We start from the raw sequence: 26,002 nt of genomic DNA on the forward strand, positions 1-26,002 counted from the left end.
CTTCGAATATGAGTAAGCCGTTTATGAAATCGACTTTGGCCTTTGCAGTGCTTTCAGCATTAGCTGTTTCAGTACAAGCACAAAACCAGGTAACGGAAGAACAAAAAGCAGCATTACAGACTGAAGCTACTAAATTGCAGACCATTGTGGTAACCACAGCGGGCGGTTTTGAACAAAATATTGCAGATGCACCTGCTTCTATTTCAGTCATTACCGCGGAAGAATTACAAAAAAAATCATATACAGATGTAATTGATGCTGTAAAAAATATGCCAGGTGTTTCTGTACAAGGCGGTGGCAATAATAAAGAGATTACAATCCGAGGTATGGGTGCAACCTACACGAAATACCTTGTTGATGGCAGACCAATTAGTGCCGGTAGAGCAGTGAATGGTAATGGTACAGATGGTGGGAAAATTGGTGCATATTTACCACCAATTGACATGATTGAACGGATCGAAGTCGTACGTGGTCCAATGTCATCACTTTATGGTTCAGATGCTATGGGGGGGGTAATTAACATTATTACTAAAAAAGCGTCTGCTAGTAATTGGCATGGAAGTATTTCTCCTGAATATACGAAGTCTGATAATGATTATGCAAATGATAGTTATGGCGTCAGCATGTATGTCACAGGCCCATTAATTCAAGATAAATTATCTTTAAGTATAGATGGTAACTTCCAGGGGAATGACGAAAGTGACTTTGTCGGTGGAGAAGGGCAAAAATCTGGTTCAAGTGAGTCTGAGAAGAAAGTTAGAAAGCTCGGTACTGAACTGGTTTGGAATGTCGATGAACATAACGATATTGGTTTGAGATATGATTTTACAGGGCAGCAGTACACCACGACACTGGGTAAAAGTGTGGATGTTGCCACTCAAGCCTCTATCAATGAAAATGAGAAAAATCTATATACCTTAACGCATAAAGCACGTTACGATAATTTTACCCTTGATTCATACTATCAAGATGAAACAACTAAAAAAGTCTATAGTGGTGCCGTTGCTGACGAAAAAAATGAAGAATTAAAAGTCTTTAATACACAAGGCTCATTCTTTTTGGGTAACCATGCATTAACAGTGGGTGGTCAATATCAAAAAGAAAAAATCACTGATACCACAAATGGTCTAGCCGATATTACTGGGGTCACTTCACTCGACCGTTGGTTATTTGCTTTATATGCAGAAAATGAGTGGAGCATTACCGATGATTTCGCTTTAACTGTGGGCGCCCGCTACAATAAAGATGAATACTTTGGTGGTGAAATTACACCGCGTGTCTATGGTGTTTATCATTTAACAGATGCTATAACTTTGAAAGGTGGTGTAAGTACAGGCTATAAGCAACCAACGATTAGCCAAATTTCAGAAGGTTTTGGTAGCAGAACAGGAAAAGGCAGTGCTGTCATCATTGGTAACCCTGATTTGTCTCCAGAAAAAAGCACGAGCTATGAATTCGGATTTAACTATTCGGCTCCTGAACTTGGCTTAACAAGCAGTTTAATGGTCTTTAAATCTGATTTTAAAGATAAAATTGTTGAAGATCGTTTATGTGACACGCCAGGAACAACAAATAGTTCTCCTGTAGAAGAATGGAAATGTTCGGCAAATGGCAAGCCATATCGATTTGTTAGCCAAATGAAAAACGTTTCCGATGCAGAAATGAAAGGTGCTGAATTTACATTAGACTATGATGTACTGGATAATCTTCACGCGAGTACAAGTTATACTTATACAAAAACTGAGCAAAAAAGTGGCGAATTTAAAGGCCAGCCTTTGAATAAAATGCCAAAACATATGCTGAATGTCGGTCTGAATTATGATGTTTCAGATACCTGGACGACCTGGATGGACTATAATTACCGTGGCAAAACCAGTGATTATTTAAGCCGTACTTCTATGGATAATGGGACACCGGGATATGGTACTTTTGATGCCGGTGCAGTCTTTAAAGCGACAGATAACTTAAGTTTGACTGCTGGTATTTATAACATTGCCAATAAAGAAATTACCAATGGCGATTATGACATTGTACTTGATGGTCGTAGATACACCGTGGGTATGAATATCAAATTCTAATTCATAGATATGAAAAAGCCGCTCTCGAGCGGCTTTTTTTAGTCTTCAATCTTTAAAATTTTTAAGGTATTTTCAGCATAATAGAATTTTTCTAGATAGACACGGGCACGTTCACGCAAATAGCCCTGATGAATCATCTGCTGAATTATCGGTGTTAGCAATTCATTCAGCTCATATTGAATCAACGATTCATCAATATTCAGATCTCGTAATAACTGATCAAATGTATGTTCCTGATTGCGTACATACCAGGTATAAATCCCGTCATGCAGTTGCTGCTGTATATATTCCGTCTGGCGCATATGATCCCAGATTTCGTGCCCCAAACTCACCGTCTGGTTCAGATCCTGGGTTTCAATATAGTTCTTGAGCACGGACAGCGGCATGTCTTTGATCTTATGCCAAAGATTGGCCTGAAAATGGTATAGCTTGTCATCATCAAAGTGCTGGTTCAGCACATGCTCACTCATTTGGCTAAGTTTTAAAATATTTTTTTGCAAATAACGGGCAACTGTATTGTCCAGACTGGAATCCGTAACATTTTCCAGAACAGATTTTCCCATTTTCATGAAGCGGGAAACGCCCGGAACACTCTTGGCAATCACAGAATTATCCAGATAATCCTGAATCGAATGCTGGATCAGTTGCGTAATCATGGCTGAAAAAGCAGGATTATTCACCACCGCTTTGATCAGGCGCTGACGATGACCACTTTTGCTGGCCACATATTGTGCAATTTTATCAATGGTCAGTACCGGAATGACATCTGCAATTTTGGTCGTATCATTGGCTGGATGAACCAGTGCGAACCGGATATGTTCGGCAATCTGCTCAATCAGAAAAGAACTGACAGCAGTATCCAGAATCTGCTTTTGTAGTAGCTGATTGATCAGTTCACAGCTCCACAGATCTTTAAGCGTCTGCTTGCGCAACCAGAGATAAAACTCGTGAAACTCGCTTTGAATGGTTTCAGATTGAGAAAATACCTGATCAAGAAAATCAAGTTGAGCATCAATCAACTGCTCAATCATCGGATGTTTCTGCATAACTTCTCTGAAACTTAATTAAAAGGAATGAGTTTATCAGCTAGTGGATTTTTTAGGGTCTGTGTCTTGGCCAGGAAAGGCAAATAATGTTGGGCGACCTGTTTTTCTGCTTCCAGAATCGGCATATGACCAACATTATTTAAAATCACCGGAGTTTCAGCACGTTTTAATAAAGAATATAACTCTTTCACCACTTCGACATTAATAATCCGGTCCTGTTTTCCCCATAGAATCAAGGTAGGCGCTTCCACTGTACGGGTCAGACGGGCAAAGGTATCAGGCGTATACAACCGGTTAAGCATTACCACCTGATCAATCGATTTGCTGGTTTGTTCGGAACGGGCAATCAACAGTTTTTCCTGCGCATGTCTTAACTGGTAAGGCATCGCTGGCGGATTCTGCATTAGCTGTTTGGAGACATCTTCCAGATCACCAGGTTTACTGACAATCAGGTCTTTGAGTGCATGCGGGTCTTTGGTATAAGGCGTATTTCCCATTTTATAGATGCCGGCACTATTCACTAGAAACAGGCTTTGGGTATCGAAAGGGTATTGTGACGCATAGACTGTCGCAATTGAGCCGCCTAGAGAATGACCAGCGACATGCAGATTTTTTTCAATCTTCAGGGTTTCGACAAAGGTACGTAATTGCGAAGTGACATTGGGTACAGACAAATCAAAATCTGCTGGAACCCGGGTATCGCCATTGCTCGGCAAATCTGGAATGATGACATGATAATAGGGCGTCAAAAACTGGGCGACGCGGTTCCAGTTGTCGCGTGTGCCTGCCAGACCATGAATCAGGATAATCGAGGGTTTGTTTTTTGCACCGCCTTCGCTATAACTCCAGGTCACATCACCGACTTTCAAGGTTTTGGATTGTAGACCCGCCTGAATGCGTTGCTGGCTCAGATAAAGCTGTAAAACTTCGGCAGACTTGGCTTTCGGCGGCGTAAACAGATATTGGCTATGGCTCAGGCTGGATATACTAAGACCCAGAGCGACTAAAGTGGAATAGATAATTTTTGAGCGCAATTTTATTATTTTCTTCATTAGCACTGTCCCCTGAAAAAACTGAGCAAAAACGCTCAAAATACTTCCGTGTTATCGATTTGCAATTTATAGATGAATCAAATCGTAATCTTTCACTTATTTTAAAGCATTCCTTAATATTGTACATCTGTTAATTATTAGCTGAAGCAGAAAAACTGTCCAAAAAACGTGATGAACTTCACAGAAAAATTCCCAGAACAAGAAATCATCAAAGAGCTAAAAATTTTACAGCTAATTTTTTTTGCAAGTGACATTCAAAAAATCTAGCAGTAAGATATTCCCACTAAAAACATCGATGGTAAAAAAGAATGCTCACAGCTCAGGAAGCTATAGATCGTCTTAAAAAGGGTAACCAGCGCTTTGTCAATGGTGAAACGCAGCATTTAAAATTATTATCGCATCAGCAACGTGCTGAAATGGCAGAAAGTCAGGAACCATTTGCTATTGTTTTAGGATGTTCAGATTCACGTGTACCCGCAGAAATGGTCTTTGACCAAGGGTTAGGTGATCTGTTTGTCATTCGGGTAGCAGGTAATATTGTTGCACCATCTCAAGTCGGCAGTGTCGAATTCGCAGCAGAAAGTTTTGGCTGTCCGATTGTAATTGTCTTGGGTCATACACATTGTGGCGCTATTCATTCAACAATTGAAGCATTAACCAATCCAGCAACGCCGCCATCTGCAAATCTGATGTCGATCGTGAACCGTGTACGTCCATCAGTTGAAATTCTAATGCAGACTGAACTGAAAGATGACCTGAATAAACTGTCTAAACATGCAGTCCGTTCCAATGTATTTGCTTCAGTAAATCAATTACGTCATGGTTCTGCAGTTCTGGAAAGCCTGATTGCTAAAGGTAAGTTACAGGTGATTGGTGCAGAATATTCACTTGAAACCGGTGAAGTAACTTTCTTTGACTTCTAAGAAAATTTTAAGATTTGATCCAGTTAAAGGCGCCTTAGAGGGCGCCTTTAATATAAGGATAAGCACTATTTAATAAAATAGTTTGGGCTTTGGCATTGGGATGAATCTGATCCTGTTGCATTAGGCCTTTATTGCCAGCGACACCTTGCATAAAGAAGGGTAGTAATTTGACCTTATACTGCTGACTGACCACCTTATAGTTATTTTCAAAAGCCTTGCTATATGCCTGACCATAATTTGGTGGCATTTTCATTCCAAAAACAATGACATTCGCCCTGGCTTTCTGGCTCTGCTGTACCAGAGCTGCTAAATTTTTTTGAATCATTTGGGGTGGCTGCCCACGCAGGCCATCATTCCCGCCCAGCTCAATCACCACAATATCTGGACGATGTGTCTGTAGCAGTTTCGGTAGCCTTGCCAAGGCACCACTGGTGGTTTCACCGCTCACACTTGCATTGACCACTTTATGCTGTTTCGGATAGTGTTGGTCCAAACGTTTTTGTAATAAATGTACCCAACCTTGCTGTGGTTGCATGCCATAACCAGCACTTATACTGTCACCCACAATCATAATGGTCTTTGCCGACAGACTAAAAGGAATCAGGCACAGTCCAAAGAATACCAGGCAAGGCAATACACGATTTTTCTGATTTAGATCTTTCATATAGGACACGTATGATTCAAAGCAGCAACGATTCGACCATCATGCCACAAGCGATTATTTCTGCCCAGAAATTGACACAAAAGATACAACTTTCACAAAAACAACTGACTATTTTTGAAGATCTTTCGCTGGAAATTTTGACTGGAGAACAGGTCGCCATTACCGGACGTTCCGGTTCAGGAAAGTCGACTTTACTGGGCATTTTGGCCACTTTGGATCAGGCCAGTACCGGGCAGTTAACGGTCTGTGGGGAGCTGGTATCAGACTTGAATGAAGAACAGCGCGCTTTAGTCCGGCTAAAAAATATTGGCTTTGTGTTTCAGTCTTTCCAACTTTTGCCTCATCTTACGGCACTTGAAAATGTCATGCTGCCTTTACGTTTACAGCCATATTTTAAATATGGTGAAGCTGAGCAGAAGGCGCTAGCATTGCTACAAAAAGTCGGATTAGACCGTCAAGCTCAGCAAACACCGAAAGTGCTCTCGGGTGGAGAACAGCAACGGGTGGCCATTGCCCGCGCACTGGTCAGTGAGCCCAAAATCATTTTTGCTGATGAACCGACAGGTAATCTGGACGGGGAAACTGCCCAAGAAATCGAACAACTGCTCTTTCAGTTGAATCGTGAATTAAGCACCACGCTGATTCTGGTTACCCATGATCCTGATCTGGCCCGGCAATGCCAGCGTCATTTTGAACTGGTCAATGGTCAGTTGATTGAACATGCGAGTGGAGGCTGATATGCAGCATCTGTTTCGTCCTTTACTCAGACAAAGTTTTAATACGACAGGAATTTATCTGCTAATCATCGCGCTGACCTTAGCGATTAGTGCCACAACGGCACTAAAGTTCAGTAATGAACAGATTCAGAACGCCGTTGCTTTACAGGCAGCTGAAATGCTGGCGGGAGATTTGGTACTTTCTGATAATGAGCCGCTAGCTCAGGAATGGCGTGATCAGGCCAGGCAGCTCGATTTACAGCAATCTGAAGTCACATTTTTTAGTACGATGGCTTATACCAATGATCAGTTTGTCATGGTCAATGTTAAGGCTATTGATCAGGCTTTTCCTTTACGAGGAGAACTACGGGTTCAACCTGCAGCAGACAAAATCCAAGCGGGGGAAATCTGGCTGAGTTCACGGGCCATGGATCTACTTAAGGTCAAACTGGGTGATGAACTGAATATTGCCGATGCCAAATTTAAGGTTACTGCAAAAATCGAGCAGGATTCGAATCAGGAGCTCGGCTTTTCTGGCTTTTCGCCGACTGTAATTATTGCTCAGTCAGAAGTGGCGCGCACCAATGCGATTCAGGTCGGTAGCCGGATTGATTACCGTTTATTAATGGCGGGTAATCCAGCCGATACCCGGCAATATGAAGCCTGGTTCAAGCAGAAGATAAAATCTGAAAATGGAACTTCAGATGAAGCAGATGCTGGGGTTGAGGGACAAGAACTGGAACAGCAGGGCAGTCTGCGCTTACGTAATGCCAGCGAAGGCAATACCCGTTTAATGAAACCAATTGCCAATCTGGATACTTTTTTGCAACTGGCCAATATTCTCACCATTTTGTTATGCGGGATTGCCATTGCTTTAACTGCGCAGCGTTATGTGCAGCAGAATCAGGATCATATTGCCCTGATGCGCTGTATTGGCGCGACCAAAAATCAGATTCTGGCCGCTTATCTGGCTTTGCTAGGTTTAGTGCTTTTAATCGCCATGCTGATTGGTAGCGTAATAGGTGTAGCATTGGGTTATGGCTTATTGCAACTTATGCTACAGCTGATTCCAAACTTGCAGCTTGAGTTTTCTGCTACGGCGATGCTGCTGGGACCATTGCCAATTGCCATGCTGACCAGTGCTGTGGTGTTATTGGGCTTTGTCATGCCAAGTCTGTTTCAGCTCTTGAATACCCCTCCGATTCGGGTCATTCGTCAGCAGGAAAAATCCGTCCATTCGATGTTGTGGATGTTACTGACCGGAACCTTAAGTCTGATTATTTTCAGTGTGATTTTAACGGAAAATATTGTGCTGACAGCTTGGGTGATCGGGGCCATTATCCTGCTCTGTGCCGTACTGTATTTCACGGTCTGGAGTATCTTAAAACTGCTGCGTAATCTGAAATTCAACCTGTCTGCGTATGTGCGGACACCCTATCAGACCGCTTTACAAATTACTGCTTTAGCCCTTGGACTCAGCTTGATCAGTGTGCTGGCTGTGCTACGTACCGACCTGCTTGATCGCTGGCAGCAACAGTTGCCGGAAGGGACACCCAACCAGTTTGTCTATGGTCTGCCGCCTTTTGACATGCCTGACTTAAAAGCTCAGTTAGAACAGAATGGCTGGAAAAGTACACCCTTGTATCCCAATATTCGCGGGCGTCTGGTGGCGAAAAATGATCATCCTTTTGCTGCTGAACTGGTCAAGCAGAGTAATACCTTAAGACGTGAACTGAATCTGACTCAATCGGACCGCTATCCTCAGGATAATGTCATTGTGCAGGGGGGGGCAGGATTGAAACAGCCGGGTGAAGTTTCGGTCGAAGCCAATACTGCACAAGAGCTGGGCATCAAACTGGGGGATAAGCTCAGTTTTAGCTTGCCTGAAGGCATACTTGAGACCAAGGTAGTGAACCTCAGAACAGTAGAGTGGGAAAGTTTTAGTCCAAACTTCTTCTTTATCTTTGCACCAAATACCATGGATGCTAATGCTGGCAGTTATTTGGGCAGCTTCTACGTACCGGAAACAGATAAAGATAAACTGGTGAATCTGGTTCAGCGGTTTTCCAATACGGTATTTATTGATGTCAGCCTGATTCTGGAAGAAATCAAACGCATTGTGAATGTACTGGTGCAGATCATTACCATTCTGGCTGTGCTGGTCAGCGTATCCGGTTTTCTAGTACTGATGGCCTGTCTAAACCTGCTCATGGATGAACGTAAACGTGAAGTGGCTTTGCTCCGGTCTTTTGGTAGTTCCAAACAGAAGCTGAAAACCATGATGAGTCTGGAAATCGGTTTTATCGGACTATTCGCAGGTATTGTTTCATGTCTGTTTGCAGAAGTGATCAGCGCCATTGCCAGCTACAAGATGGATCTGATCATTCAGCCCCATTGGGAAATTTGGATTATCCTGCCTGTGTTTATGACAGTTTTGTGTACCCTGATCGGGCGTTATCGTCTGAGTTATCTTTCCGAGATTCCGCCCTTGCAAAGCCTGCGTGAGATGAATCAATAAGATTCATCTCACGCAGTTTGATCCGCTAACTGCTGTTGTAGCATCTGTAAAATCTCTTGCCAGAGTGGGCGGATCGGTTCAAGCAAAGCCAGGTTATGTTGATACAGCACGACACAGGCAGCGACGCCGAGCAGTAAAGCAACTAGGCTGACCAAAAGGCCACGCTGCATTTTCTGACCAAGATACCAGAGCGCTGTTAGTCCGGCCCCCATGATCATCCCGCCAATATGTGCGGCATTGTTAATTCCGCTGATCATGAAGCCCATCGCCAGGTTAAGGCCCATGATCATTACCAGTGTCTTTTTATCCAGAATAAAAGGCTGACGGGGCAACATCGGCAGTAAAGACAGAACAGTCAGGGAGGCACCGAGACCCATGACTGCACCCGAAGCACCCGCACTAACACCCGGCAATAAGCCAGGATTGGCTACACCGCCTTCGATTAAGGCATAGCTGTCCTGGATGCTCATATAACCACTGAGTAAGCTGCCCATCAGGCCGGCACAAATATAAAGACCTGTAAAATAGACCCGGCCAAAAATTTGTTCAGCGACACTACCAAAAATATACAGTGCCCACATATTTAACATCAGGTGAATTAAGCCAAAATGAAAAAACATGCTACTAAACAGGCGTATGGGTTCCGCTAAATACGTTAAAGGTGCATAATCTGCTCCCCAGCGAATGGCATCTGGAGAACTGGGCTGTGTGATATCCATACCATTCAGAACCTGCCAGCTAAACAGGCCGACATTGATGCAGATCAAGAGTGCGGTCATCCACCAGAGCTGCATTTCAAGTTTGCGATGTGTTGTTGGGGGAGAATTTTCAGACATGCTATTTTTTTGCTGTGATTGTATATTTCGAATAAGCTTAACACGAAAAATTGAATTTTCAGGAGTAACGCGCTGACATGAAAGCCTTTCTGACCCGCACCCTTCTCGTGATTGTCAGTGTGATTTTACTTGTTCAACTGTGGATTTTTGCAAGTTTAGCCTGGTGGCGAACCAATCCGGTGAATACCACCATGATGATGCGGATTGATTATTGGACTGAGTCCTCCAAGCCCATTCAACATCAGTGGCGCCCTTATGATGAAATCAGTACCAATCTGAAACGGGCGGTAGTGACTGCAGAAGATGGAAAATTCATGCACCATCATGGCTTTGACTGGGATGGTATTCAGACTGCGCTCAGCCGTAACAAGAATGAAGGCCGTGTCGTAGCCGGTGGGTCAACCATTTCCCAGCAGCTGGCTAAAAACCTGTTCCTCGTCAACAAGCGTTCATTCCTGCGTAAAGGTCAGGAAGCTGTTGCGACCTGGATGATGGAACGTATGTGGTCTAAAGAGCGTATTCTGGAAGTGTATCTTAACTCGATTGAGTTTGGAGACAATATCTACGGGGCAGAAGCTGCAGCCAAACATTATTTCGGTAAGACTGCAGAGAGCCTGACGCGTGATCAGGCCATCTTCCTGGCAGCGATTCTCACCAATCCAAAATATTTTGAAGATCATCGTAATGCATCAGCCCTAAAAGCACGTAAACGTATGATTCAGCGTTATATGCGCTATGCTGAAATCCCTTAAATAAAAATATCAAGATAAAGCCCAAATATTTGGGCTTTTTTTATGAAAATGTCATTAATTTGAAGCATACTAAAAGCAATAAGTAAGACTTGAAAATAGCGTAGGTTTGATATGAATACGGCAGCCAGTACGACTTCGGCACCAACCGAATATACTTATAATGATCGTTACATTAATCGTGAACTGTCTATTCTGGATTTCCATTTGCGAGTGCTGGAACAGGCGGTCGATCCTCTGCATCCTTTGCTGGAACGCATGAACTTTCTTTTGATTTTTTCACGTAATCTGGATGAGTTTTTTGAAATTCGTGTGGCTGGCGTCATGGAACAACTGGATTTGGGCAATGAAAGTCGCAGTCCGGATGGTTTGACGCCAAAACAAGTATTAGAACAGATTGCCGAAACTGCGCATGCCGCCATTGAACGTCAGTACCGTATTTTAAATGAAGAGATTTTGCCGAAACTGCGTGAGGAAGATATCTGTTTTCTGCGTCGTGGAGAGCTAACACCGGCACAATCGACCTGGGTGAAAAAATATTTTCAGGAGCAGGTTGCGCCAGTTTTAACGCCCATTAGCCTTGATCCGGCACATCCATTCCCACGATTGGTCAACAAATCTTTAAACTTTATTGTGACGCTAGAAGGGAAAGATGCCTTTGGCCGTCAGATTGATCTTGCGGTTGTTCCTGCGCCACGTTCATTGCCGCGTGTGGTGCGTTTACCGGATGAACTGACTGATGGTAAAGAACATCATGTGATGTTATCCGCCATCATTCATGAACATGTGTCTGACCTGTTCCCGGGCATGACCGCGACGGGATGTTACCAATTCCGTGTTACCCGGAATGCCGATCTGGCCTTAAATGAAGATGTTGAAGACCTGGCCAAAGCCTTAAAAGGCGAGCTAAGTTCGCGCCGTTTTGGTCGTGCAGTCCGTCTGGAAGTGACTGAAAATTGTCCGCAGCATATTTATGAATATTTGCTGGAAGAATTTGATCTGGATGAAGACCAGCTCTATAAAGTCGCAGGACCAGTTAATCTGGCGCGATTACTGTCCAACTTCAAACGTCCACATTTACGTTATGATTCACATACGCCAATTCTGCCTAAAGTACTAAAAAAATCTGAAAATGTTTTCAGTGCCATGCAGAAGCAGGATATTTTGCTACATCATCCATTTGAATCTTTTGCTCCAGTGATTACGCTGTTACGTGAAGCGGCACGAGACCCTCAGGTGCTGGCGATCAAGCAGACACTGTACCGCAGTGGTCCAGATTCCGAGATCGTGCAGGTGCTGGCAGAAGCGGCCCGTAACGGTAAGGAAGTTACTGCAGTCATCGAGCTACGTGCACGTTTTGATGAAGAATCCAATATTGCAGTTGCCAACGTACTGCAAGAGGCGGGGGCTGTCGTGGTCTATGGCATTGTTGGCTATAAAACCCATGCCAAAATGATTCTGGTGGTACGCCGAGAAAATAACAAGCTGGTGCGTTATGTGCATTTAGGAACCGGAAATTATCATGCGGGCAATGCACGGATTTATACCGATTATGGCTTGTTAACCACAGACAAAGATCTGTGTGAAGATGTGCATCGTATCTTCCAGGAATTGACGGGAATGGGGAAAATGGCCAAGCTGAAAAAGCTGCTCCATGCTCCATTTACCTTGCATGCCCAGCTCATCAACTATATTGATAATGAAATTGCCAATGCCAAAGCGGGCAAGAAAGCTCAGATTATCGTGAAGGTGAATGCTTTAACTGAGCTGCAACTAATCAATAAACTTTATGAGGCTTCACAAGCGGGCGTACAGATTGACCTAATTATCCGCTCGATTTGCTGTCTACGTCCAGGCTTGCCGGGACTTTCAGAGAATATCCGGGTACGTTCAATCGTCGGCCGTTTCCTTGAACATACACGCGTGTTTTATTTTAGCAATAATGGCGATTCCCGCATTTATTGCTCAAGCGCGGACTGGATGGATCGTAACCTGTTTAATCGTGTAGAAGCCTGTTTCCCGATTGAAGATGAAACATTGAAGAAACGCATTTACCAGCAAGGTTTATTAAATTACCTGAAAGACAATCAGCAGGCCTGGTTGTTACAAGGAGATGGAACCTGGGTGCGTGCCCAAGTTGCAGAAGGTGAACAACCGCATAATGCACAGCGTACCTTGCTGGAAACCTTTAAATAACTCTATGCAAACTAAAAAGGCTGATAATCCAGCCTTTTTTATATTTTGTTAATTTTGAGAATGGATAAATGGATTCTCGAGTTTTTGATAGATTTTACGAATAGCAGCATAAATCTGGTAATCGTGCAGACTTAATCTGTTTTGAATTTCGGCCAAAGTCAGGTCTTGGCTGAAATACTTTAAAATCTGTACTTCAGTCTGATTTAAAAAATGTATTTTTGTTTCCTGACTCACTAAATAACGGGCTAATTCCGGATGTAAATCGGAACCACCTCGTAGGATGATTTTCAGGCTTGCTACTATTTTTGAAACAGGATGCGATGCAATCAGATATCGATCCACGCTAGATGACAAGAATAAATTAATCATTTCAGGTGAATCATCAGCTAAAACTGCAATCAGATGAGGAATCTGGATCCGGGTTTGAACCGTATACAGATGATTGAGTTGGGCTTTCTCATGAATCTCATATAGCACTAGATTGGGAAGATACTGTTCAATATGGGATTGAGCAGACAGATGATCGGTATAGGACAGCATATCCGGTTGATAACCGAGCTGTAGCAATGCAAGATCAAGATTGGAAGAGAGCGGTGGTGGATAAGGTTGCACCAATAATACAGGTGCGGGCAAAAATGAGGCCAAAGAAATCTTATCCTGAGAGTAATTAATATACAGATGTATTTTGGCTTAAATTATTCTAACTGCAAATCCCAAGAAATAGGGATTTAATTTTTATATATTATAGATAGTTAAAGTTTAAAAATTAGTTTTTGGATCATTTTAATTGACTGAATGTATAGAAATTTACTGTATCAGAAGACGCAGGCAAGAAAAAAGGAGCAATCTAAGTGCTCCTTTTTTTATTAGGACTTAATTAAGCTGCATCGTGGGCAGTGATTTTTTGCAAAATTTGTAATAACACATCGAATTCGCTTTGTAGCGGTGTGCTCTTACGAGTGACCAACGCCAGAGTACGGCTTGGTGCAGCATTGATTGGATTAATACGCAGATCCGGATTGGCTTTGATCATATTGGTATGCAGTGCAATTTCTGGCAACAGGGTAAAACCAAGATCAGCAGACACCATTTCGATCAACGTCGGTAATGAACTTGCTTTCAGGCGATGATCATTTTTGCGCTCACCAATTGGACAGGCACTCAATGCATGATCACGCAAGCAGTGGCCTTCTTCCAGAAGCATCAGGCGAGACAGGTCCAGATCTTCCAGAGATTTGGCTTGAGCCGCATTCTGGTCAGATTTGTGATGTACCAGATACAGATTCTCTTTGGCAATTTCAGCAACTTTCAGGCTACGGGTATCGAAAGGCAGCGCTAGCACTACCATATCCAGATTACCATGCTCCAGTTTCTCTACAATTTTCTCACTTTGAGCTTCATGTAAATGTAACTGGATTTTCGGTAGCTGCTGATGCACTTCATCCAGAAATTGTGACAGGATGAAAGGGGCAATCGTTGGAATAACGCCAAGATGCAGATCACCGGTTAATGGTTCACTCATTTCACGACTTAAACGCATTAAGTCCTGAGCATCAGCCAGTAGAACACGGGCACGTGCAACCACTTGTTCACCAAGCGGCGTTAAACGTACATTCTGGCGATCGCGTTCAACAAGAACGCCACCGAGTAAACGCTCCAGCTCCATAATACCGCCAGACAAAGTTGACTGGGTAACAAATGAGCGGCGAGCAGCTTCTGTAAAATGCAGCGTCTCAGACAGTGTTACGAGGTATGACAGCTGTCTTAGGGATGGTAATGCAGCCATAGTGTCCTAATGTTTATGATTTAAAATGATCAGCAAATAATTCGCTAAGATATGGAATAAAATGTGGAGGGATATCATGCCCCATTCCATCAATTAATTCAAATTTAGCCCCTGAAATTGCTTTTGCAACAGCCTTACCATGACTAGGAGGCAGCAATCTGTCACGAGCACCATGAACCACCAGGGTCTCTTGTTGGATTTGCTTGTCCAGTTGCAGCAATGAACCTGTACATAATATTGCTAAAAACTGTTGAAGTACACCCGCTGGATGGTAACTTCGCTTATATAGCTTACGGGCGGTCTGAATCGCTTCCAGATGATTCACATAACCCGGCGAGCCAATAATGTTAAACAGTTTCAAGCTATGATCAACAATGCCATCTTCATCTGTGGAAGCGGGTTTGTCAATTAAACTAAAGAGTTGCTTTGGAAAAGGCGGGGGTAACAGTGGCTGGTTATTACTGGTAAACAGTAAGCCCATTTTTTTAACTTTATCAGGATAACGTGCGGCCAGAATCTGGGCAATCATGCCGCCCATAGAGGCACCGAGCACATAGACCTGACCCAGTCCCATTTTTTCAATCAGAAGATGTACATCATCTGCCATATCATACAGTGTATAAGGCGCGCCCTGATTGCCTAAACCCAGTACAAAACGGCTCATCATTTTTAAGGTGTTTAAGCGAGGTCCTTTATGGTGAATCTTGGAAGATAAACCAATATCCCGGTTGTCAAAACGCACCAGATGATAGCCCTGATCAATGAGAGATTTACAGAAGAAGTCCGGCCAGTACAGCATCTGTGCCCCAAGCCCCATAATTAGCAGAATAGTCGGGTGTTCAGGATTTCCTCCGACTTCTACGTGCAATTCGATGCCACTGCCAAGATCGACCTTGGTTTCACGCATGAAAGCGGTATACGGAGAATGATTGAACTGCAGGGCACTATGCATGATATATTTCCTGATTAAAGGACATTTCGCTTAAAAAATGTCCTTTGTATTAAACATCTAAACTGTAGCTGGAATCAAGTCAGGAACCTGCTTGGTCAATGCCAGGCGTTGTTTGGCAGCAGTGGCACCAAGCAGGACAAAACCACGTAAAGTACCGCTGGCATCAAAGGCTTTGGCCAGCATACCGTCATCAAACTCTTCATTTTCCCAAGTTACTTCGACATCAACCGGAGCAGGAAGGACAGTCAATGGCGCAGCTGGTGTTTTGACCGCAACTGGCATCGCTGGATAATGAACTGCAGTATGTTCGCCATTCAATGTTTTAGACAGGGCACGGGCCTGCTGCATGATTGGCATGACATATGGTAAAAGCATTCCGTTTACTTCCGCACAGTCGCCTACTGCATAAATGTCCGGTTGATTGGTTTCTAGTTTTGTATTTGTCAGAATCCCGCGACTGGTATGAATATCGGCTTCTTTTGCCACAGAAATATTCGGCTGTAAGCCCACAGCAGACAGCACCACATCAGCAACTACCGACTGGCCATTGGCAAGTGTGACCAGATAATCACCATTTTCAACTTTAGAGACTTTTTCGACTGTTGTCCCCAGTACAAAATGAATGCCCGTCTCTTCAAGATTTTGCTGGAAAGCATCTGCGACATGAGAAGGTAATAAGCGACCCAACGGTTGAGGTGCCAGATCAATCACGGTGACCTGATGATTAGTATGCTGCAAGTCATTGGCAAATTCACAGCCGATCAGGCCTGCGCCTAGAATCACCACACGTTTATCTTCACGGGCTGCCAGATTATGATGGAAAGCTTTATAGTCAGTCAGGTTATTCACCATATGAATATCGTCGCTCGCATCACCAGCAATGGCCAGGCGTACTGGATTAGCACCCACAGCCAGCACCAATTTAGAATAATCCTGTGAGCTTTCCTGACCGTCTTTTTCTAAAGTGAGCTGATGCTGTTCAGGATGAATCGTTTTGACCCAAGTGTTTTTTTCGATGCGCATTTGCAGCTGTGCTGACATTTTTTCTGCATCACCCAAAGGGATATGTTCTGGCGCTTTGTTTCCTGCTAAAGCATTAGAAAGCGTAGGTTTTGCATAATTAGTCGCATCATCAGCACAAATCATGACAAGTTCATGGTCTGGGTTGAGTTTACGAAACTCACGGGCAACAGCATAACCCGCCATACCCGAACCAATGATGACGATAGGATGCATACGATTCTCCATGCTTTTTTAAATTAATTTTTTCAGGTATAAAGGACATAAAAAAGACCATTAAATATGGTCTTTAAAAGAACATGATTAGATTTCAATCATTTCAAAATCGACTTTAGAAACACCACAATCCGGACAAGTCCAGTCATCAGGAATATCTTCCCATTTGGTTCCAGGAACGATTCCGTCCTGAGGCCAACCTTCTGCCTCGTCATAAATCCATCCACAAACGATGCATTGATATTTTTTCATATAACTCTCCATAACTGACCAACTGTAGCTGTCAGCTTAAAATCCACAAATGGCAAGACCCTAAAGAATATGACTTTTAATAGTAAACATATTTGGCTAAATTTTTACGCAGTTCTATTCATAAAGTAAAGCGAATAAAAGTTTAATCAGTGAAATTAACAGCATAAAGGGCAGTCCCCAGGTATTTCATTACTAGAAATATATTTAAGGTTAGGCAAAGAGTTGTATTTTTAGTTTTATAAAACACGCTTCTGGCTTAGATTTTAAGTTGTAGACCAAAGTCGGGCAGAAAATATGATTAAAATCAGATAACTTAGACTCAGCAAAGTCTTTATTAAATATTTTTTAAAATAAATTTAGTTATGTAAATCAATTTCTTATTATTATTTTCTGCTTTATTATTGCACAGTCGTTGTTGTTACACATTGTTAATTTAGTTTAAAATTCACCTATTCCCTTCCTTGTTTAAAGATCTCCCATGAGCAATTTGTCTACTACTCTGTGGTCTCACATTCGTACTGTCCAGAATTTCCCAAAAACAGGCATTTGTTTCTTCGATTTGACTCCATTATTCATGAATAATCTGGGTCCATTAACTGATGCTTTGATTGCCAGCATTCCTGAAGAAAAGCTAGCTGAAGTAGATAGCTTTGTGGCAGTAGAAGCACGTGGTTTTGTGCTGGCAAGCCTGTTGGCGCAGCGTACGGGCAAAGGCTTATTACTGGTTCGTAAAGCAGGTAAATTGCCGCCTCCAGTGGTAGGTGTAGGTTATAGCCTTGAATATGGTCTGGACCGTCTGGAAATGTCTGCAGAAGTTCAGGGACAAAAAGTGATTATTGTAGATGATGTTCTGGCAACTGGCGGTACATTAAAAGCAGTACATGAGTTGGTTGAAAAATGTCAGCATCAGGTTCTAGGTGCGAGCATCTTCCTTGATCTGCCAGATTTACATGGTGAATTAGGCTTGGACATCTGGTCAGTACTTGATGATAAATCTCAGCCTGAAGCTGCAGTTGCTTAAGTCTAGATGATTAAAAAAAGCCCCAACTATTGGGGCTTTTTTATTGCCGGATAAAATGATATTCAATTTCCTGAATCAGGTCGTTAATCTGTTCGGGATATTCCAGACGATGATGACCACCTTCAATGGCATGAATTTGCATATAGTCTTCAAGCTGTGCCTGTGCTGCATGCATATCCAGAATTTCATCACCTAATTCCAGATAGGCCATTTGCGGAATATCATGCTGCAAATCACTGTCACAAATCGCAGGATAATCATCGCGGAAATTCGGTTGCAAGCTAGGATTCGCGATCACACAAGGGATCTGATGAGCTTGTGACATTTTTAGCGCCCAATAACCGCCCAGACTGTGTCCGACCAGAATATCCGGCTTAATGGTTTCAACCATTTCGTGGTAGAAATCGGCTACCGACTGGTAGCTCAGATTGCGATAATCCACATCTATACAATATTTATGCATTGAATCAATTGCATGAAATTTCGTGGCCTGTTTTGACGAATCCAAGCCATGAAAAAACAATATTTTAGACATATTTTTACTCATTTTTATCGGACATGGCAAAGTCGTGGTCAGGGTGTTAAAACACTACCTTCTAATATGGTCATTATTGTAAAACGTCTATTTTGAGGAAGCAGTTAGCTATTGGTCTAAGCTGATACTGGATATAAAGGCATAATTTGTGCAGAAGGTTGGGATCTTGGACTTTCATCTAATAAAAGTTTGGCAATATTTTTAAAAAACCAATCATAAAATTCGAAACTGAAAATAATGCAAATCATTTGCCTTTAAGAATTTCATATATCCAGAAATTTTTCTCAAGAAAAGCCGCGTGTGGGAAGTCTTTACGCTACGATTTGATGCAGATTTCTGCTATTCTATGCAACTTCTATTTTTTAACTAATCTTATCCGAGGCAGAGATGACGCAAAATAACGCTCAATCGACTTCTGAACAAATCATTTCCGAAAACGATTTAATTGCACAGCGTCATGCCAAGTTAAAGCAGATTCAAGACCACGCAAAAGAAACTGGTGTTAGCCCATGGCCAAACACATTTAAACGTGAACATTATGCGCAAGACTTACAAGACCAGTTTGCTGATAAATCTAAAGAAGAAATTGAAGCTGGCGAACACGTTCATGTAAAAGTAGCAGGTCGTGTGATGTTGAACCGCGGTTCATTCATCGTGATTCAGGATATGACCGGTCGTATTCAGCTTTATGTTCCACGCAAAGAGCTTGAGCCAGAAGTACTTGCAACGATCAAAGGCCTGGATCTAGGCGATATCATTGCAGTTGAAGGTTATATCGGTCGTTCTGGTAAAGGTGACCTGTATGTTCATATCGAACATTTTGAATTACTAACAAAATCATTACGTCCACTTCCAGACAAGTTCCACGGTTTGACTGATACTGAAGTGAAGTATCGTAAACGTTATCTTGATCTGATCGTGAATGAAGAAACCCGTAAAACTTTTGAAGTTCGTGCCAAAGTTGTTGCCGGTATTCGTAGTTTTCTGAATGACAAACGTTTTATGGAAGTTGAAACCCCGATGATGCACGTGATTCCAGGTGGAGCATCTGCGCGTCCATTTGAAACGCATCATAATGCGCTGGATATGCCATTGTTCCTGCGTATTGCACCTGAGCTTTATTTGAAACGTCTGGTTGTGGGTGGTTTCGAGCGCGTATTCGAAATTAATCGTAACTTCCGTAACGAAGGTGTTTCTACTCGTCATAACCCTGAATTCACTATGATTGAATTCTATCAGGCTTATGCAGATTACAAAGACCTGATGGAATTGACTGAACAAATGCTGGAAAAACTGGCAATTGATATTCTAGGTACCACTGATGTGCCTTATGGTGATGAAGTCTTTAGCTTCAAAGGGCCATTCAAGAAAATTTCAATGTTTGATGCCATTCTTGAGCACAATCCACAGTTCACTCCAGAAAATGTCAATGACCGTGAGTTTCTGGCAAAATTTATTCAGGACGAACTGAAAGAACAGGTAAAACCAGGTTTTGGTCTGGGTAAACTGCAAACAATCGTATTTGAAGAAACGGTAGAAACTCAACTACGTCAGCCTACATTCGTGACTGAATATCCAGCAGAAACTTCACCATTAGCACGCCGTAATGATCAAAACCCGCATATTACCGATCGTTTTGAATTCTTTATCGGTGGTCGTGAACTGGCAAATGGTTTCTCGGAATTAAATGACCCAATTGATCAGGCTGAACGCTTCCAGGCGCAGGTCGCTGAGAAAGATGCGGGTGATGATGAAGCAATGCACTATGATGCTGACTTCATTGAAGCCTTGGAATATGGTCTGCCTCCTACAGCAGGTGAAGGAATCGGTATTGACCGTCTGGTGATGATCTTTGCGAATGCTCCAAGTATCCGTGATGTAATCTTATTCCCGCATATGCGTCATAAACACTGATGACTTCTTCGAAAAAAGGCAGTTTTTAAAACTGCCTTTTTTTATGTGTTCAGTGTCCCGTCCTGAAATAAGTTTACACCTTAAGAGACTTATTTTATGGAACATGCACGAGAACAACGAGTTAAGCGCACACAACGTGATTATAGCTTCGCCTTTAAAATGATGGTGGTACATGAAGTAGAAAAAGGGCAAATTACTTATAAACAAGCTCAGGCAAAATATGGTATTCAAGGAAGATCAACTGTGCTGGTATGGTTACGCAAGCACGGACAACAGGATTGGACTTCGAATATGCCGACTTCTTCTAAACGCCAATTGACACCCCAACAACGAATCCGCCAATTAGAAAAACAGTTAGCCGCAGAAAAGCTCAAAACTGAATTTATACAGGATGTGATTTATCACATTGATAAAGAGTGTGGGACTGATCTTGGAAAAAAGTATACCGAGCACGTTTCAAAGATTGGCAAAGCCAAAGAAGACTAAGCGTTTCACGTTATTGTCAGTGGTTAGGAATCACTCGACAAGCTTATTATCAAGCAGAAAAACGTGCTCAAATGACTGCACAAGTAACAGAACAAATACTCGAGTTGGTTATGGAGTATCGCTGTCTCATGCCAAGTATCGGAACACGTAAGCTGTATTGGCTTATTAAAGGCAAATTGTTGCAGCGTGGTTTAAAGTGTGGACGGGATCAGTTATTTAAAATATTGAAAGAAAATAATTTATTGATTCGCCCCAAGCGTCGTTATACAAAAACTACGGATAGCAAGCATTGGATGAAGAAGCATCCAAATTTATTAAAGGATTATTCAGCGGTGCAAGCCAATGAAGTCTTTGTCAGTGATATTACCTATGTTGAGAGTGCTGAAGGCGTACATTATTTATCCTTGGTGACAGATGCTTATACCCGCCAGATTAAAGGTTATAAGTTATCGAATGATATGCGTGCAGAGAATGTTGTGCAGGCACTACATATGGCGATGCAGCATGTGACAGATCGGGCAGCCAGGATGATTCACCATTCAGACAGAGGCTCTCAGTATTGCTCTGAACTATATCAATCGGCATTACGCCATTATGGGGTATGTCCTTCTATGACAGATGGAGGAGACTGTTACCAGAATGCATTAGCAGAGCGGATTAATGGAATATTAAAGCAGGAGTTTTTAACTACACGATGTCAAACCATGAAAGAGTTAGATCACTTAATTGCGGAATCTATCATGATTTATAATTGCTATAGACCACATTTAAGTTTAAATATGAACACCCCGAATCAGACGTATGAGCAAACTAAAACCGAGCTAATTGCTTAACTCGGTTTGAAGTGGAATACTGTCAATCTATTTCAGGACAAGACACAGTATTTATTTTAAATAAAATTATAACCCAGCATTATTTCATTCTATTTTTTACATTTGTGATTTCATTTTTGTATTTTTATCTCATTTCTTGAAGCGATTTATTATTTTAAAAGTCAATTAAATCCAAGGTTTCATATTATACTGATACAGTTTCGCCATTGAATATTGTTTTTGAAATATCTATGGTTAGGCAAAAATAAACTTGAGAATATTGATCCCATGTTTCTAAAAAAACCATTATTAAGTGCACTTCTTACGACACTTTCGCTTCCTGTTTTTGCTCAAGGGCTGGTTCTGAATGATGCAAATCTTCGTACTGACTTGAACTGGTTAAACCAGCAAGGGGTGATCCAGATCAGTACCTCGACTTGGCCGCTCAGTGGTGATGAAATTCAACGTGCTCTATCCAATGCACAAGTGAGTAACAAAGTACAACAACGTGTTATTGATTCAGTTCTGGCAAAATTAACAGCAGACAATCAGCAGCTCAAAGTAGGCTTATTTGCGGAAAGTGATCCAAAAGATATTCCTCAAGCCTTTGGCGATCAGCAAAAGGCACAATTTCAGGCAGCTTTAGAGTTTAATGCAGGTGGCGAAAACTGGGATGCCAAGCTCCGGGTTAATGCCGAAAAAGATAGACAAATTGAGAATGATCAGGATGTGAATCTGGAAGGATCTTATCTTGCAGGGAAACTCTGGAATCAATGGCTGATTGCCGGCCAAATTCCGACCTATTGGGGTCCGGGACATGATGGTAGCTTGATTCGTGGCGATGCTAGCCGCCCAGTATATGGCTTTATGGCACAGCGTGCAGAACAAACCGCTTTTGAAACTAAATGGCTGTCCTGGATTGGACCGTGGCAATATCAGGCTTTTGCAGGACAATTGGATGATTATACTGCCGTTCCAGATGCCAAACTTATTGGGCTTCGTGTAACTGCCCAACCTTTATCTTACTTGGAGCTAGGTGCTTCTCGTGCGATTCAATGGGGGGGCGAAGGACGTCCTGAAAGCTTAAGTTCATTATGGGATGCTTTTGTCGGGAATAAAGATAATGGTGGTACGGGTGAGCCTGATCCATCGAACCAGATCGCTGGTTTTGATGCACGTTTGAATCTGTTTCCTTTGACACAGGTACCTATGGGCTTCTATGGGCAATATGTTGGTGAAGATGAAGCAGGTGGTCTCCCTGCGAAAAAAATGTATCTGGCGGGTATAGACTATTCTGCAACTGTAAGAAATATGCCATATCAACTTTATACAGAATGGGCAGATACACGGACTAACGGCAAGGTGCGCGGTATTTCTTATAACCATACCAATTATACTGATGGCTTTTATCAGCATGGTTATCCGCTGGCACATGCTTTAGGTGGTGATGCGCAGATGGTTTCAGTAGGTGGTGATATCCGTGTTGATCCGATGAACCGCTTATCAGGCCGGGTATTGTTTGCTGAAGTCAATCAGTCTGCACGTGCAAGTGCAAATAATGCTGCTTTTGCTTTTGATGATGAAATTAAAGCATTAGATGTCACCTGGTCGCATTATATTCGTCCAGAAATGCCACTTAAAATTAATGCTTGGATAAGTGACTCAGATGTAAATGGTCAGGATGGCGGTGCTTCTATTGGAATTGAAATTCCATTAGAAAAAGGCTTGTTCAAATATTAATATTCAAGAACCAACAACAAAATCCTGCTCATCTGGCAGGATTTTTTTATATTTTCAAAAATTACAGACAAAAAAAACGCAATGATTGGGGTTGTCATTGCGTAGAAAAAGGAAGTTTCTTTCAAAACTAAATCAAGATTAACTGTGGAGAGAGTTAAATTTGATTGCTTACTGTATGTAAGTATATTAGGACTCATTCTCATGTGACTCATCAGTATTCATGTTAATAGATGTTAAGTAAGGTTAAAACTATGAAGAATCTGTGTGAAAACATGCCTTATTTTTGCGCATTTTGAACTTACATAAAAAAGCCCCTCATATGAAGGGCTTTTTTTTAAAAATATTGTCTAGCTTAGAAATGGAAAACGCCTAAGCCTGTTTTCACTTCATCTAAAGTGGCCTGTGTAATATCACGGCATTTATCTGTACCCGTTTTCAAAATATCCATGATGTAATCCGGGTCTTTAGCCAGTTCCATACGACGTTCACGAATTGGACCGATCAGCTCTTTTAGAATACCTTCTAGACGTTTTTTTACTGTACCATCACCTAAACCACCACGGCGATAATGTGCTTTCAATTCTTCCAGTTCCTCTTTATTGGTGTCGAAAGCGTCCAAGTAAGTAAATACCACATTACCTTCAACTTGACCTGGATCTTCAATACGCAGGTGATTCGGATCGGTATACATCGCATTGACAGCTTTTTTGATATCTTTATCAGAAGCATCTAGAACAATGGTATTGCCTAATGATTTAGACATTTTCGCTTTGCCGTCAAAACCTGGTAAGCGTCCCACATTAGAAAGCAGCGCCTTACATTCAGGCAGTAATTCACGGCCAATCTGACGGTTAAGGCGACGTACGATTTCATTGGTCTGTTCGATCATTGGAATCTGGTCTTCGCCCACCGGAACTACAGTGGCTTTAAAGGCTGTGATATCTGCTGCTTGAGCCACTGGATAGCATAAGAAACCTGCCGGAATATCACGCTCGAAACCACGCATCTGAATTTCTGATTTAATGGTCGGGTTGCGCTCTAGACGTGAAACTGTCACAAAGTTCAGATAGAGCATAGTCAATTCGTTTAAGGCTGGCAGGCAAGACTGAACACAGATTGTAGTTTTGGTTGGATCAATGCCGACAGCCAGATAATCTGTCGCCACTTCAATAATATTGCGACGTACTTTTTCAAAGTTATCTGCATTATCTGTCAGGGCTTGAGCATCAGCGAGTAACAAATGTTGATGGTGAGAATCTTGTAAACCTACGCGAGAGCGTAATGAACCGACAAAATGGCCAAGGTGAAGCTGTCCGGTAGGACGGTCGCCAGTCAAAATTACTGGACGATTATCTTGATTACTCATTATCTATTCCAAAAGTAGTCTGTACTACATCTATATTTTAACGAATGGCCACATTGTACGGCATTCTGTTTTTGAATGTCAGCCAGAAAAAAAGTCGTAGTAAAAAAATCTTATTAATTAAACAAGTGAATACAATATTTTTTAAATATTTTCATTAAAATATGTCTAAAGATGATAAGGATAACAAGAATGGCGAGCAGCTTATTAATATTATTGGATGATATTGCGACTGTTTTAGACGATGTTGCAGTGATGAGCAAGATGGCTGCAAAAAAGACAGCAGGTGTCTTAGGAGATGACTTGGCATTAAATGCCCAGCAAGTCAGTGGTGTACGGGCAGAACGTGAACTTCCTGTAGTGTGGGGAGTAGCGAAAGGTTCTTTTATTAATAAGCTGATTCTTGTTCCTTTGGCTTTACTTATTAGTGTGGTTGCGCCCTGGTTAATCAATCCTTTACTGATGATTGGCGGTTTGTTTCTCTGTTATGAAGGCGTAGAAAAAGTTCTGCATAGCTTAAAGCATAAAAAAGCCAAGACTGAAGAAGACGCTGAGGCTGAATTCACTACGATCGAAACCGATTTGGCCACACTTGAAAAAGAGAAAATTAAGGGTGCGATCCGAACTGACTTTATTTTGTCTGCGGAAATTGTAGTGATTTCTTTGGGCACCGTGGCAGCCGCAGCTTTTACCACCAAGGTCATCGTACTAGCAGGGATCGCCATATTAATGACAGTCGGGGTGTACGGCTTCGTTGCCATGATTGTTAAAATTGATGATTTAGGTTTGTACCTGACTAAGCAGGTATCTAGCTTTAAGCAAAGTGTAGGCCGTGGATTACTGGCTTTTGCCCCTAAATTGATGAAAACCCTGACGATTGTAGGTACGATTGCGATGTTCTTGGTCGGTGGCGGGATTATTGCACATACCATTCCATGGTTTCATCATTTCACTGAAGACTCAGTTGAGTATGTAGAGCATATTCCTAGCCTAGGAAGTATCGTAGGGGCTGTTACGCCTACACTGATTAATCTGGTGATTGGTTTTGTGGCAGGGTTAATTGTATTTATCTTGATTGGCTTTATTCAAAAAATCAGATCGAAACCAAAGCAGGCATAAATCAAGCC

At 42.2% G+C, this 26,002-nt stretch carries 22 protein-coding genes; 11 read left to right on the forward strand and 11 right to left on the reverse strand.

Features of this window, described 5'->3' with window-relative positions; genetic code table 11:
* Nucleotides 1-23: 23 nt before the first annotated feature.
* Nucleotides 24-2,078, forward strand: a complete 2,055-nt coding sequence (locus F897_RS07025; RefSeq protein ID WP_005234573.1) for a TonB-dependent receptor domain-containing protein — start codon at nt 24-26, stop codon at nt 2,076-2,078.
* Nucleotides 2,079-2,116: 38 nt separating this feature from the next.
* Here the strand turns inward: F897_RS07025 and F897_RS07030 are convergent, their stop codons facing one another.
* Nucleotides 2,117-3,124: a hypothetical protein gene (locus tag F897_RS07030; RefSeq protein ID WP_005234574.1), complete on the reverse strand. Its 1,008-nt coding sequence runs from the start codon at nt 3,122-3,124 to the stop codon at nt 2,117-2,119.
* Nucleotides 3,125-3,138: 14 nt separating this feature from the next.
* Complete coding sequence (locus F897_RS07035) at nt 3,139-4,176, reverse strand: alpha/beta fold hydrolase (RefSeq protein WP_005234575.1); 1,038 nt, start codon at nt 4,174-4,176, stop codon at nt 3,139-3,141.
* A 308-nt stretch (nt 4,177-4,484) separates the two neighbouring features.
* Here F897_RS07035 and F897_RS07040 point away from each other — a divergent pair, with 308 nt between their 5' ends.
* Complete coding sequence (locus F897_RS07040; protein ID WP_004783034.1) at nt 4,485-5,099, forward strand: carbonic anhydrase; 615 nt, start codon at nt 4,485-4,487, stop codon at nt 5,097-5,099.
* 34 nt (nt 5,100-5,133) lie between these two features.
* On the opposite strand, the gene F897_RS07045 is transcribed toward F897_RS07040, so the two are convergent.
* Nucleotides 5,134-5,763, reverse strand: coding sequence for an arylesterase (locus tag F897_RS07045; protein WP_005234576.1), 630 nt, complete (start codon nt 5,761-5,763; stop codon nt 5,134-5,136).
* 11 nt (nt 5,764-5,774) lie between these two features.
* Between F897_RS07045 and F897_RS07050 the strand changes: the two genes are divergently transcribed.
* Complete coding sequence (locus F897_RS07050; RefSeq protein ID WP_005234577.1) at nt 5,775-6,500, forward strand: ABC transporter ATP-binding protein; 726 nt, start codon at nt 5,775-5,777, stop codon at nt 6,498-6,500.
* Between the two features lies 1 nt (nt 6,501).
* A complete protein-coding gene (locus F897_RS07055; RefSeq protein ID WP_005234578.1) occupies nt 6,502-8,997 on the forward strand; it encodes an ABC transporter permease in 2,496 nt (831 codons plus the stop codon).
* Nucleotides 8,998-9,005: 8 nt separating this feature from the next.
* Here the strand turns inward: F897_RS07055 and F897_RS07060 are convergent, their stop codons facing one another.
* Nucleotides 9,006-9,833, reverse strand: coding sequence for a rhomboid family intramembrane serine protease (locus F897_RS07060; RefSeq protein ID WP_005234579.1), 828 nt, complete (start codon nt 9,831-9,833; stop codon nt 9,006-9,008).
* 77 nt (nt 9,834-9,910) lie between these two features.
* Here F897_RS07060 and mtgA point away from each other — a divergent pair, with 77 nt between their 5' ends.
* Both mtgA and ppk1 read left to right on the forward strand, forming a co-directional pair.
* Nucleotides 9,911-10,585, forward strand: coding sequence for a monofunctional biosynthetic peptidoglycan transglycosylase (mtgA, locus tag F897_RS07065; RefSeq protein WP_005234581.1), 675 nt, complete (start codon nt 9,911-9,913; stop codon nt 10,583-10,585).
* 111 nt (nt 10,586-10,696) lie between these two features.
* Nucleotides 10,697-12,778: a polyphosphate kinase 1 gene (gene ppk1, locus F897_RS07070; protein ID WP_005234583.1), complete on the forward strand. Its 2,082-nt coding sequence runs from the start codon at nt 10,697-10,699 to the stop codon at nt 12,776-12,778.
* A 48-nt stretch (nt 12,779-12,826) separates the two neighbouring features.
* Here the strand turns inward: ppk1 and F897_RS07075 are convergent, their stop codons facing one another.
* From F897_RS07075 to rubA, 5 genes are all read right to left on the reverse strand, one after another.
* Nucleotides 12,827-13,423, reverse strand: a complete 597-nt coding sequence (locus F897_RS07075) for a response regulator transcription factor (protein ID WP_005234585.1) — start codon at nt 13,421-13,423, stop codon at nt 12,827-12,829.
* A gap of 232 nt (nt 13,424-13,655) precedes the next feature.
* On the reverse strand, nt 13,656-14,564 hold the full coding sequence (gene oxyR / locus F897_RS07080) for a LysR family transcriptional regulator OxyR (protein ID WP_005234587.1): 909 nt from the start codon (nt 14,562-14,564) through the stop codon (nt 13,656-13,658).
* 13 nt (nt 14,565-14,577) lie between these two features.
* Complete coding sequence (gene estB, locus F897_RS07085; protein WP_005234589.1) at nt 14,578-15,516, reverse strand: esterase EstB; 939 nt, start codon at nt 15,514-15,516, stop codon at nt 14,578-14,580.
* Nucleotides 15,517-15,573: 57 nt separating this feature from the next.
* Nucleotides 15,574-16,752: a rubredoxin reductase RubB gene (gene rubB / locus F897_RS07090; RefSeq protein WP_005234591.1), complete on the reverse strand. Its 1,179-nt coding sequence runs from the start codon at nt 16,750-16,752 to the stop codon at nt 15,574-15,576.
* A gap of 87 nt (nt 16,753-16,839) precedes the next feature.
* Nucleotides 16,840-17,004, reverse strand: a complete 165-nt coding sequence (gene rubA, locus F897_RS07095; protein WP_004783011.1) for a rubredoxin RubA — start codon at nt 17,002-17,004, stop codon at nt 16,840-16,842.
* A 478-nt stretch (nt 17,005-17,482) separates the two neighbouring features.
* Here rubA and F897_RS07100 point away from each other — a divergent pair, with 478 nt between their 5' ends.
* Complete coding sequence (locus F897_RS07100; protein ID WP_005234592.1) at nt 17,483-18,025, forward strand: adenine phosphoribosyltransferase; 543 nt, start codon at nt 17,483-17,485, stop codon at nt 18,023-18,025.
* Between the two features lie 40 nt (nt 18,026-18,065).
* Here F897_RS07100 and F897_RS07105 read toward each other — a convergent pair whose 3' ends face one another.
* The gene (locus F897_RS07105) at nt 18,066-18,560 is read right to left on the reverse strand and encodes a YqiA/YcfP family alpha/beta fold hydrolase (protein ID WP_005234593.1); all 495 of its coding nucleotides are present in this window, start codon (nt 18,558-18,560) and stop codon (nt 18,066-18,068) included.
* 387 nt (nt 18,561-18,947) lie between these two features.
* Between F897_RS07105 and lysS the strand changes: the two genes are divergently transcribed.
* The 3 genes from lysS (at nt 18,948) to F897_RS07125 (ending at nt 23,512) form a co-directional block, all read left to right on the forward strand.
* On the forward strand, nt 18,948-20,474 hold the full coding sequence (gene lysS, locus F897_RS07110; protein WP_004783006.1) for a lysine--tRNA ligase: 1,527 nt from the start codon (nt 18,948-18,950) through the stop codon (nt 20,472-20,474).
* Between the two features lie 96 nt (nt 20,475-20,570).
* A protein-coding gene (locus F897_RS17010) for an IS3 family transposase (protein WP_104425744.1) occupies nt 20,571-21,793 on the forward strand; the annotation gives its coding sequence in 2 pieces (ribosomal slippage) (nt 20,571-20,907 and nt 20,907-21,793; 1,224 coding nt in all).
* A 267-nt stretch (nt 21,794-22,060) separates the two neighbouring features.
* On the forward strand, nt 22,061-23,512 hold the full coding sequence (locus tag F897_RS07125) for a capsule assembly Wzi family protein (RefSeq protein ID WP_005234594.1): 1,452 nt from the start codon (nt 22,061-22,063) through the stop codon (nt 23,510-23,512).
* Nucleotides 23,513-23,864: 352 nt separating this feature from the next.
* Here the strand turns inward: F897_RS07125 and trpS are convergent, their stop codons facing one another.
* On the reverse strand, nt 23,865-24,878 hold the full coding sequence (trpS, locus tag F897_RS07135) for a tryptophan--tRNA ligase (RefSeq protein WP_005234596.1): 1,014 nt from the start codon (nt 24,876-24,878) through the stop codon (nt 23,865-23,867).
* A gap of 189 nt (nt 24,879-25,067) precedes the next feature.
* On the opposite strand from trpS, the gene F897_RS07140 reads away from it, so the two are divergent.
* Nucleotides 25,068-25,994 (forward strand): DUF808 domain-containing protein, encoded by a 927-nt coding sequence (locus tag F897_RS07140; RefSeq protein ID WP_005234598.1) that lies wholly within the window; start codon nt 25,068-25,070, stop codon nt 25,992-25,994.
* Nucleotides 25,995-26,002: the final 8 nt, after the last annotated feature.

Source organism: Acinetobacter variabilis, assembly GCF_000369625.1.
Lineage (GTDB): Bacteria > Pseudomonadota > Gammaproteobacteria > Pseudomonadales > Moraxellaceae > Acinetobacter > Acinetobacter variabilis.

What these genes read in the sequence shown, in the direction of transcription:
- F897_RS07025 (WP_005234573.1), top strand. Translation starts at nt 24, where the DNA reads ATGAAATCGACTTTGGCCTTTGCAGTGCTTTCAGCATTAGCTGTTTCA.
- F897_RS07030 (WP_005234574.1), bottom strand. Translation starts at nt 3,124, where the DNA reads ATGCAGAAACATCCGATGATTGAGCAGTTGATTGATGCTCAACTTGAT.
- F897_RS07035 (WP_005234575.1), bottom strand. Translation starts at nt 4,176, where the DNA reads ATGAAGAAAATAATAAAATTGCGCTCAAAAATTATCTATTCCACTTTA.
- F897_RS07040 (WP_004783034.1), top strand. Translation starts at nt 4,485, where the DNA reads ATGCTCACAGCTCAGGAAGCTATAGATCGTCTTAAAAAGGGTAACCAG.
- F897_RS07045 (WP_005234576.1), bottom strand. Translation starts at nt 5,763, where the DNA reads ATGAAAGATCTAAATCAGAAAAATCGTGTATTGCCTTGCCTGGTATTC.
- F897_RS07050 (WP_005234577.1), top strand. Translation starts at nt 5,775, where the DNA reads ATGATTCAAAGCAGCAACGATTCGACCATCATGCCACAAGCGATTATT.
- F897_RS07055 (WP_005234578.1), top strand. Translation starts at nt 6,502, where the DNA reads ATGCAGCATCTGTTTCGTCCTTTACTCAGACAAAGTTTTAATACGACA.
- F897_RS07060 (WP_005234579.1), bottom strand. Translation starts at nt 9,833, where the DNA reads ATGTCTGAAAATTCTCCCCCAACAACACATCGCAAACTTGAAATGCAG.
- mtgA (WP_005234581.1), top strand. Translation starts at nt 9,911, where the DNA reads ATGAAAGCCTTTCTGACCCGCACCCTTCTCGTGATTGTCAGTGTGATT.
- ppk1 (WP_005234583.1), top strand. Translation starts at nt 10,697, where the DNA reads ATGAATACGGCAGCCAGTACGACTTCGGCACCAACCGAATATACTTAT.
- oxyR (WP_005234587.1), bottom strand. Translation starts at nt 14,564, where the DNA reads ATGGCTGCATTACCATCCCTAAGACAGCTGTCATACCTCGTAACACTG.
- estB (WP_005234589.1), bottom strand. Translation starts at nt 15,516, where the DNA reads ATGCATAGTGCCCTGCAGTTCAATCATTCTCCGTATACCGCTTTCATG.
- rubB (WP_005234591.1), bottom strand. Translation starts at nt 16,752, where the DNA reads ATGCATCCTATCGTCATCATTGGTTCGGGTATGGCGGGTTATGCTGTT.
- rubA (WP_004783011.1), bottom strand. Translation starts at nt 17,004, where the DNA reads ATGAAAAAATATCAATGCATCGTTTGTGGATGGATTTATGACGAGGCA.
- F897_RS07100 (WP_005234592.1), top strand. Translation starts at nt 17,483, where the DNA reads ATGAGCAATTTGTCTACTACTCTGTGGTCTCACATTCGTACTGTCCAG.
- F897_RS07105 (WP_005234593.1), bottom strand. Translation starts at nt 18,560, where the DNA reads ATGTCTAAAATATTGTTTTTTCATGGCTTGGATTCGTCAAAACAGGCC.
- lysS (WP_004783006.1), top strand. Translation starts at nt 18,948, where the DNA reads ATGACGCAAAATAACGCTCAATCGACTTCTGAACAAATCATTTCCGAA.
- F897_RS07125 (WP_005234594.1), top strand. Translation starts at nt 22,061, where the DNA reads ATGTTTCTAAAAAAACCATTATTAAGTGCACTTCTTACGACACTTTCG.
- trpS (WP_005234596.1), bottom strand. Translation starts at nt 24,878, where the DNA reads ATGAGTAATCAAGATAATCGTCCAGTAATTTTGACTGGCGACCGTCCT.
- F897_RS07140 (WP_005234598.1), top strand. Translation starts at nt 25,068, where the DNA reads ATGGCGAGCAGCTTATTAATATTATTGGATGATATTGCGACTGTTTTA.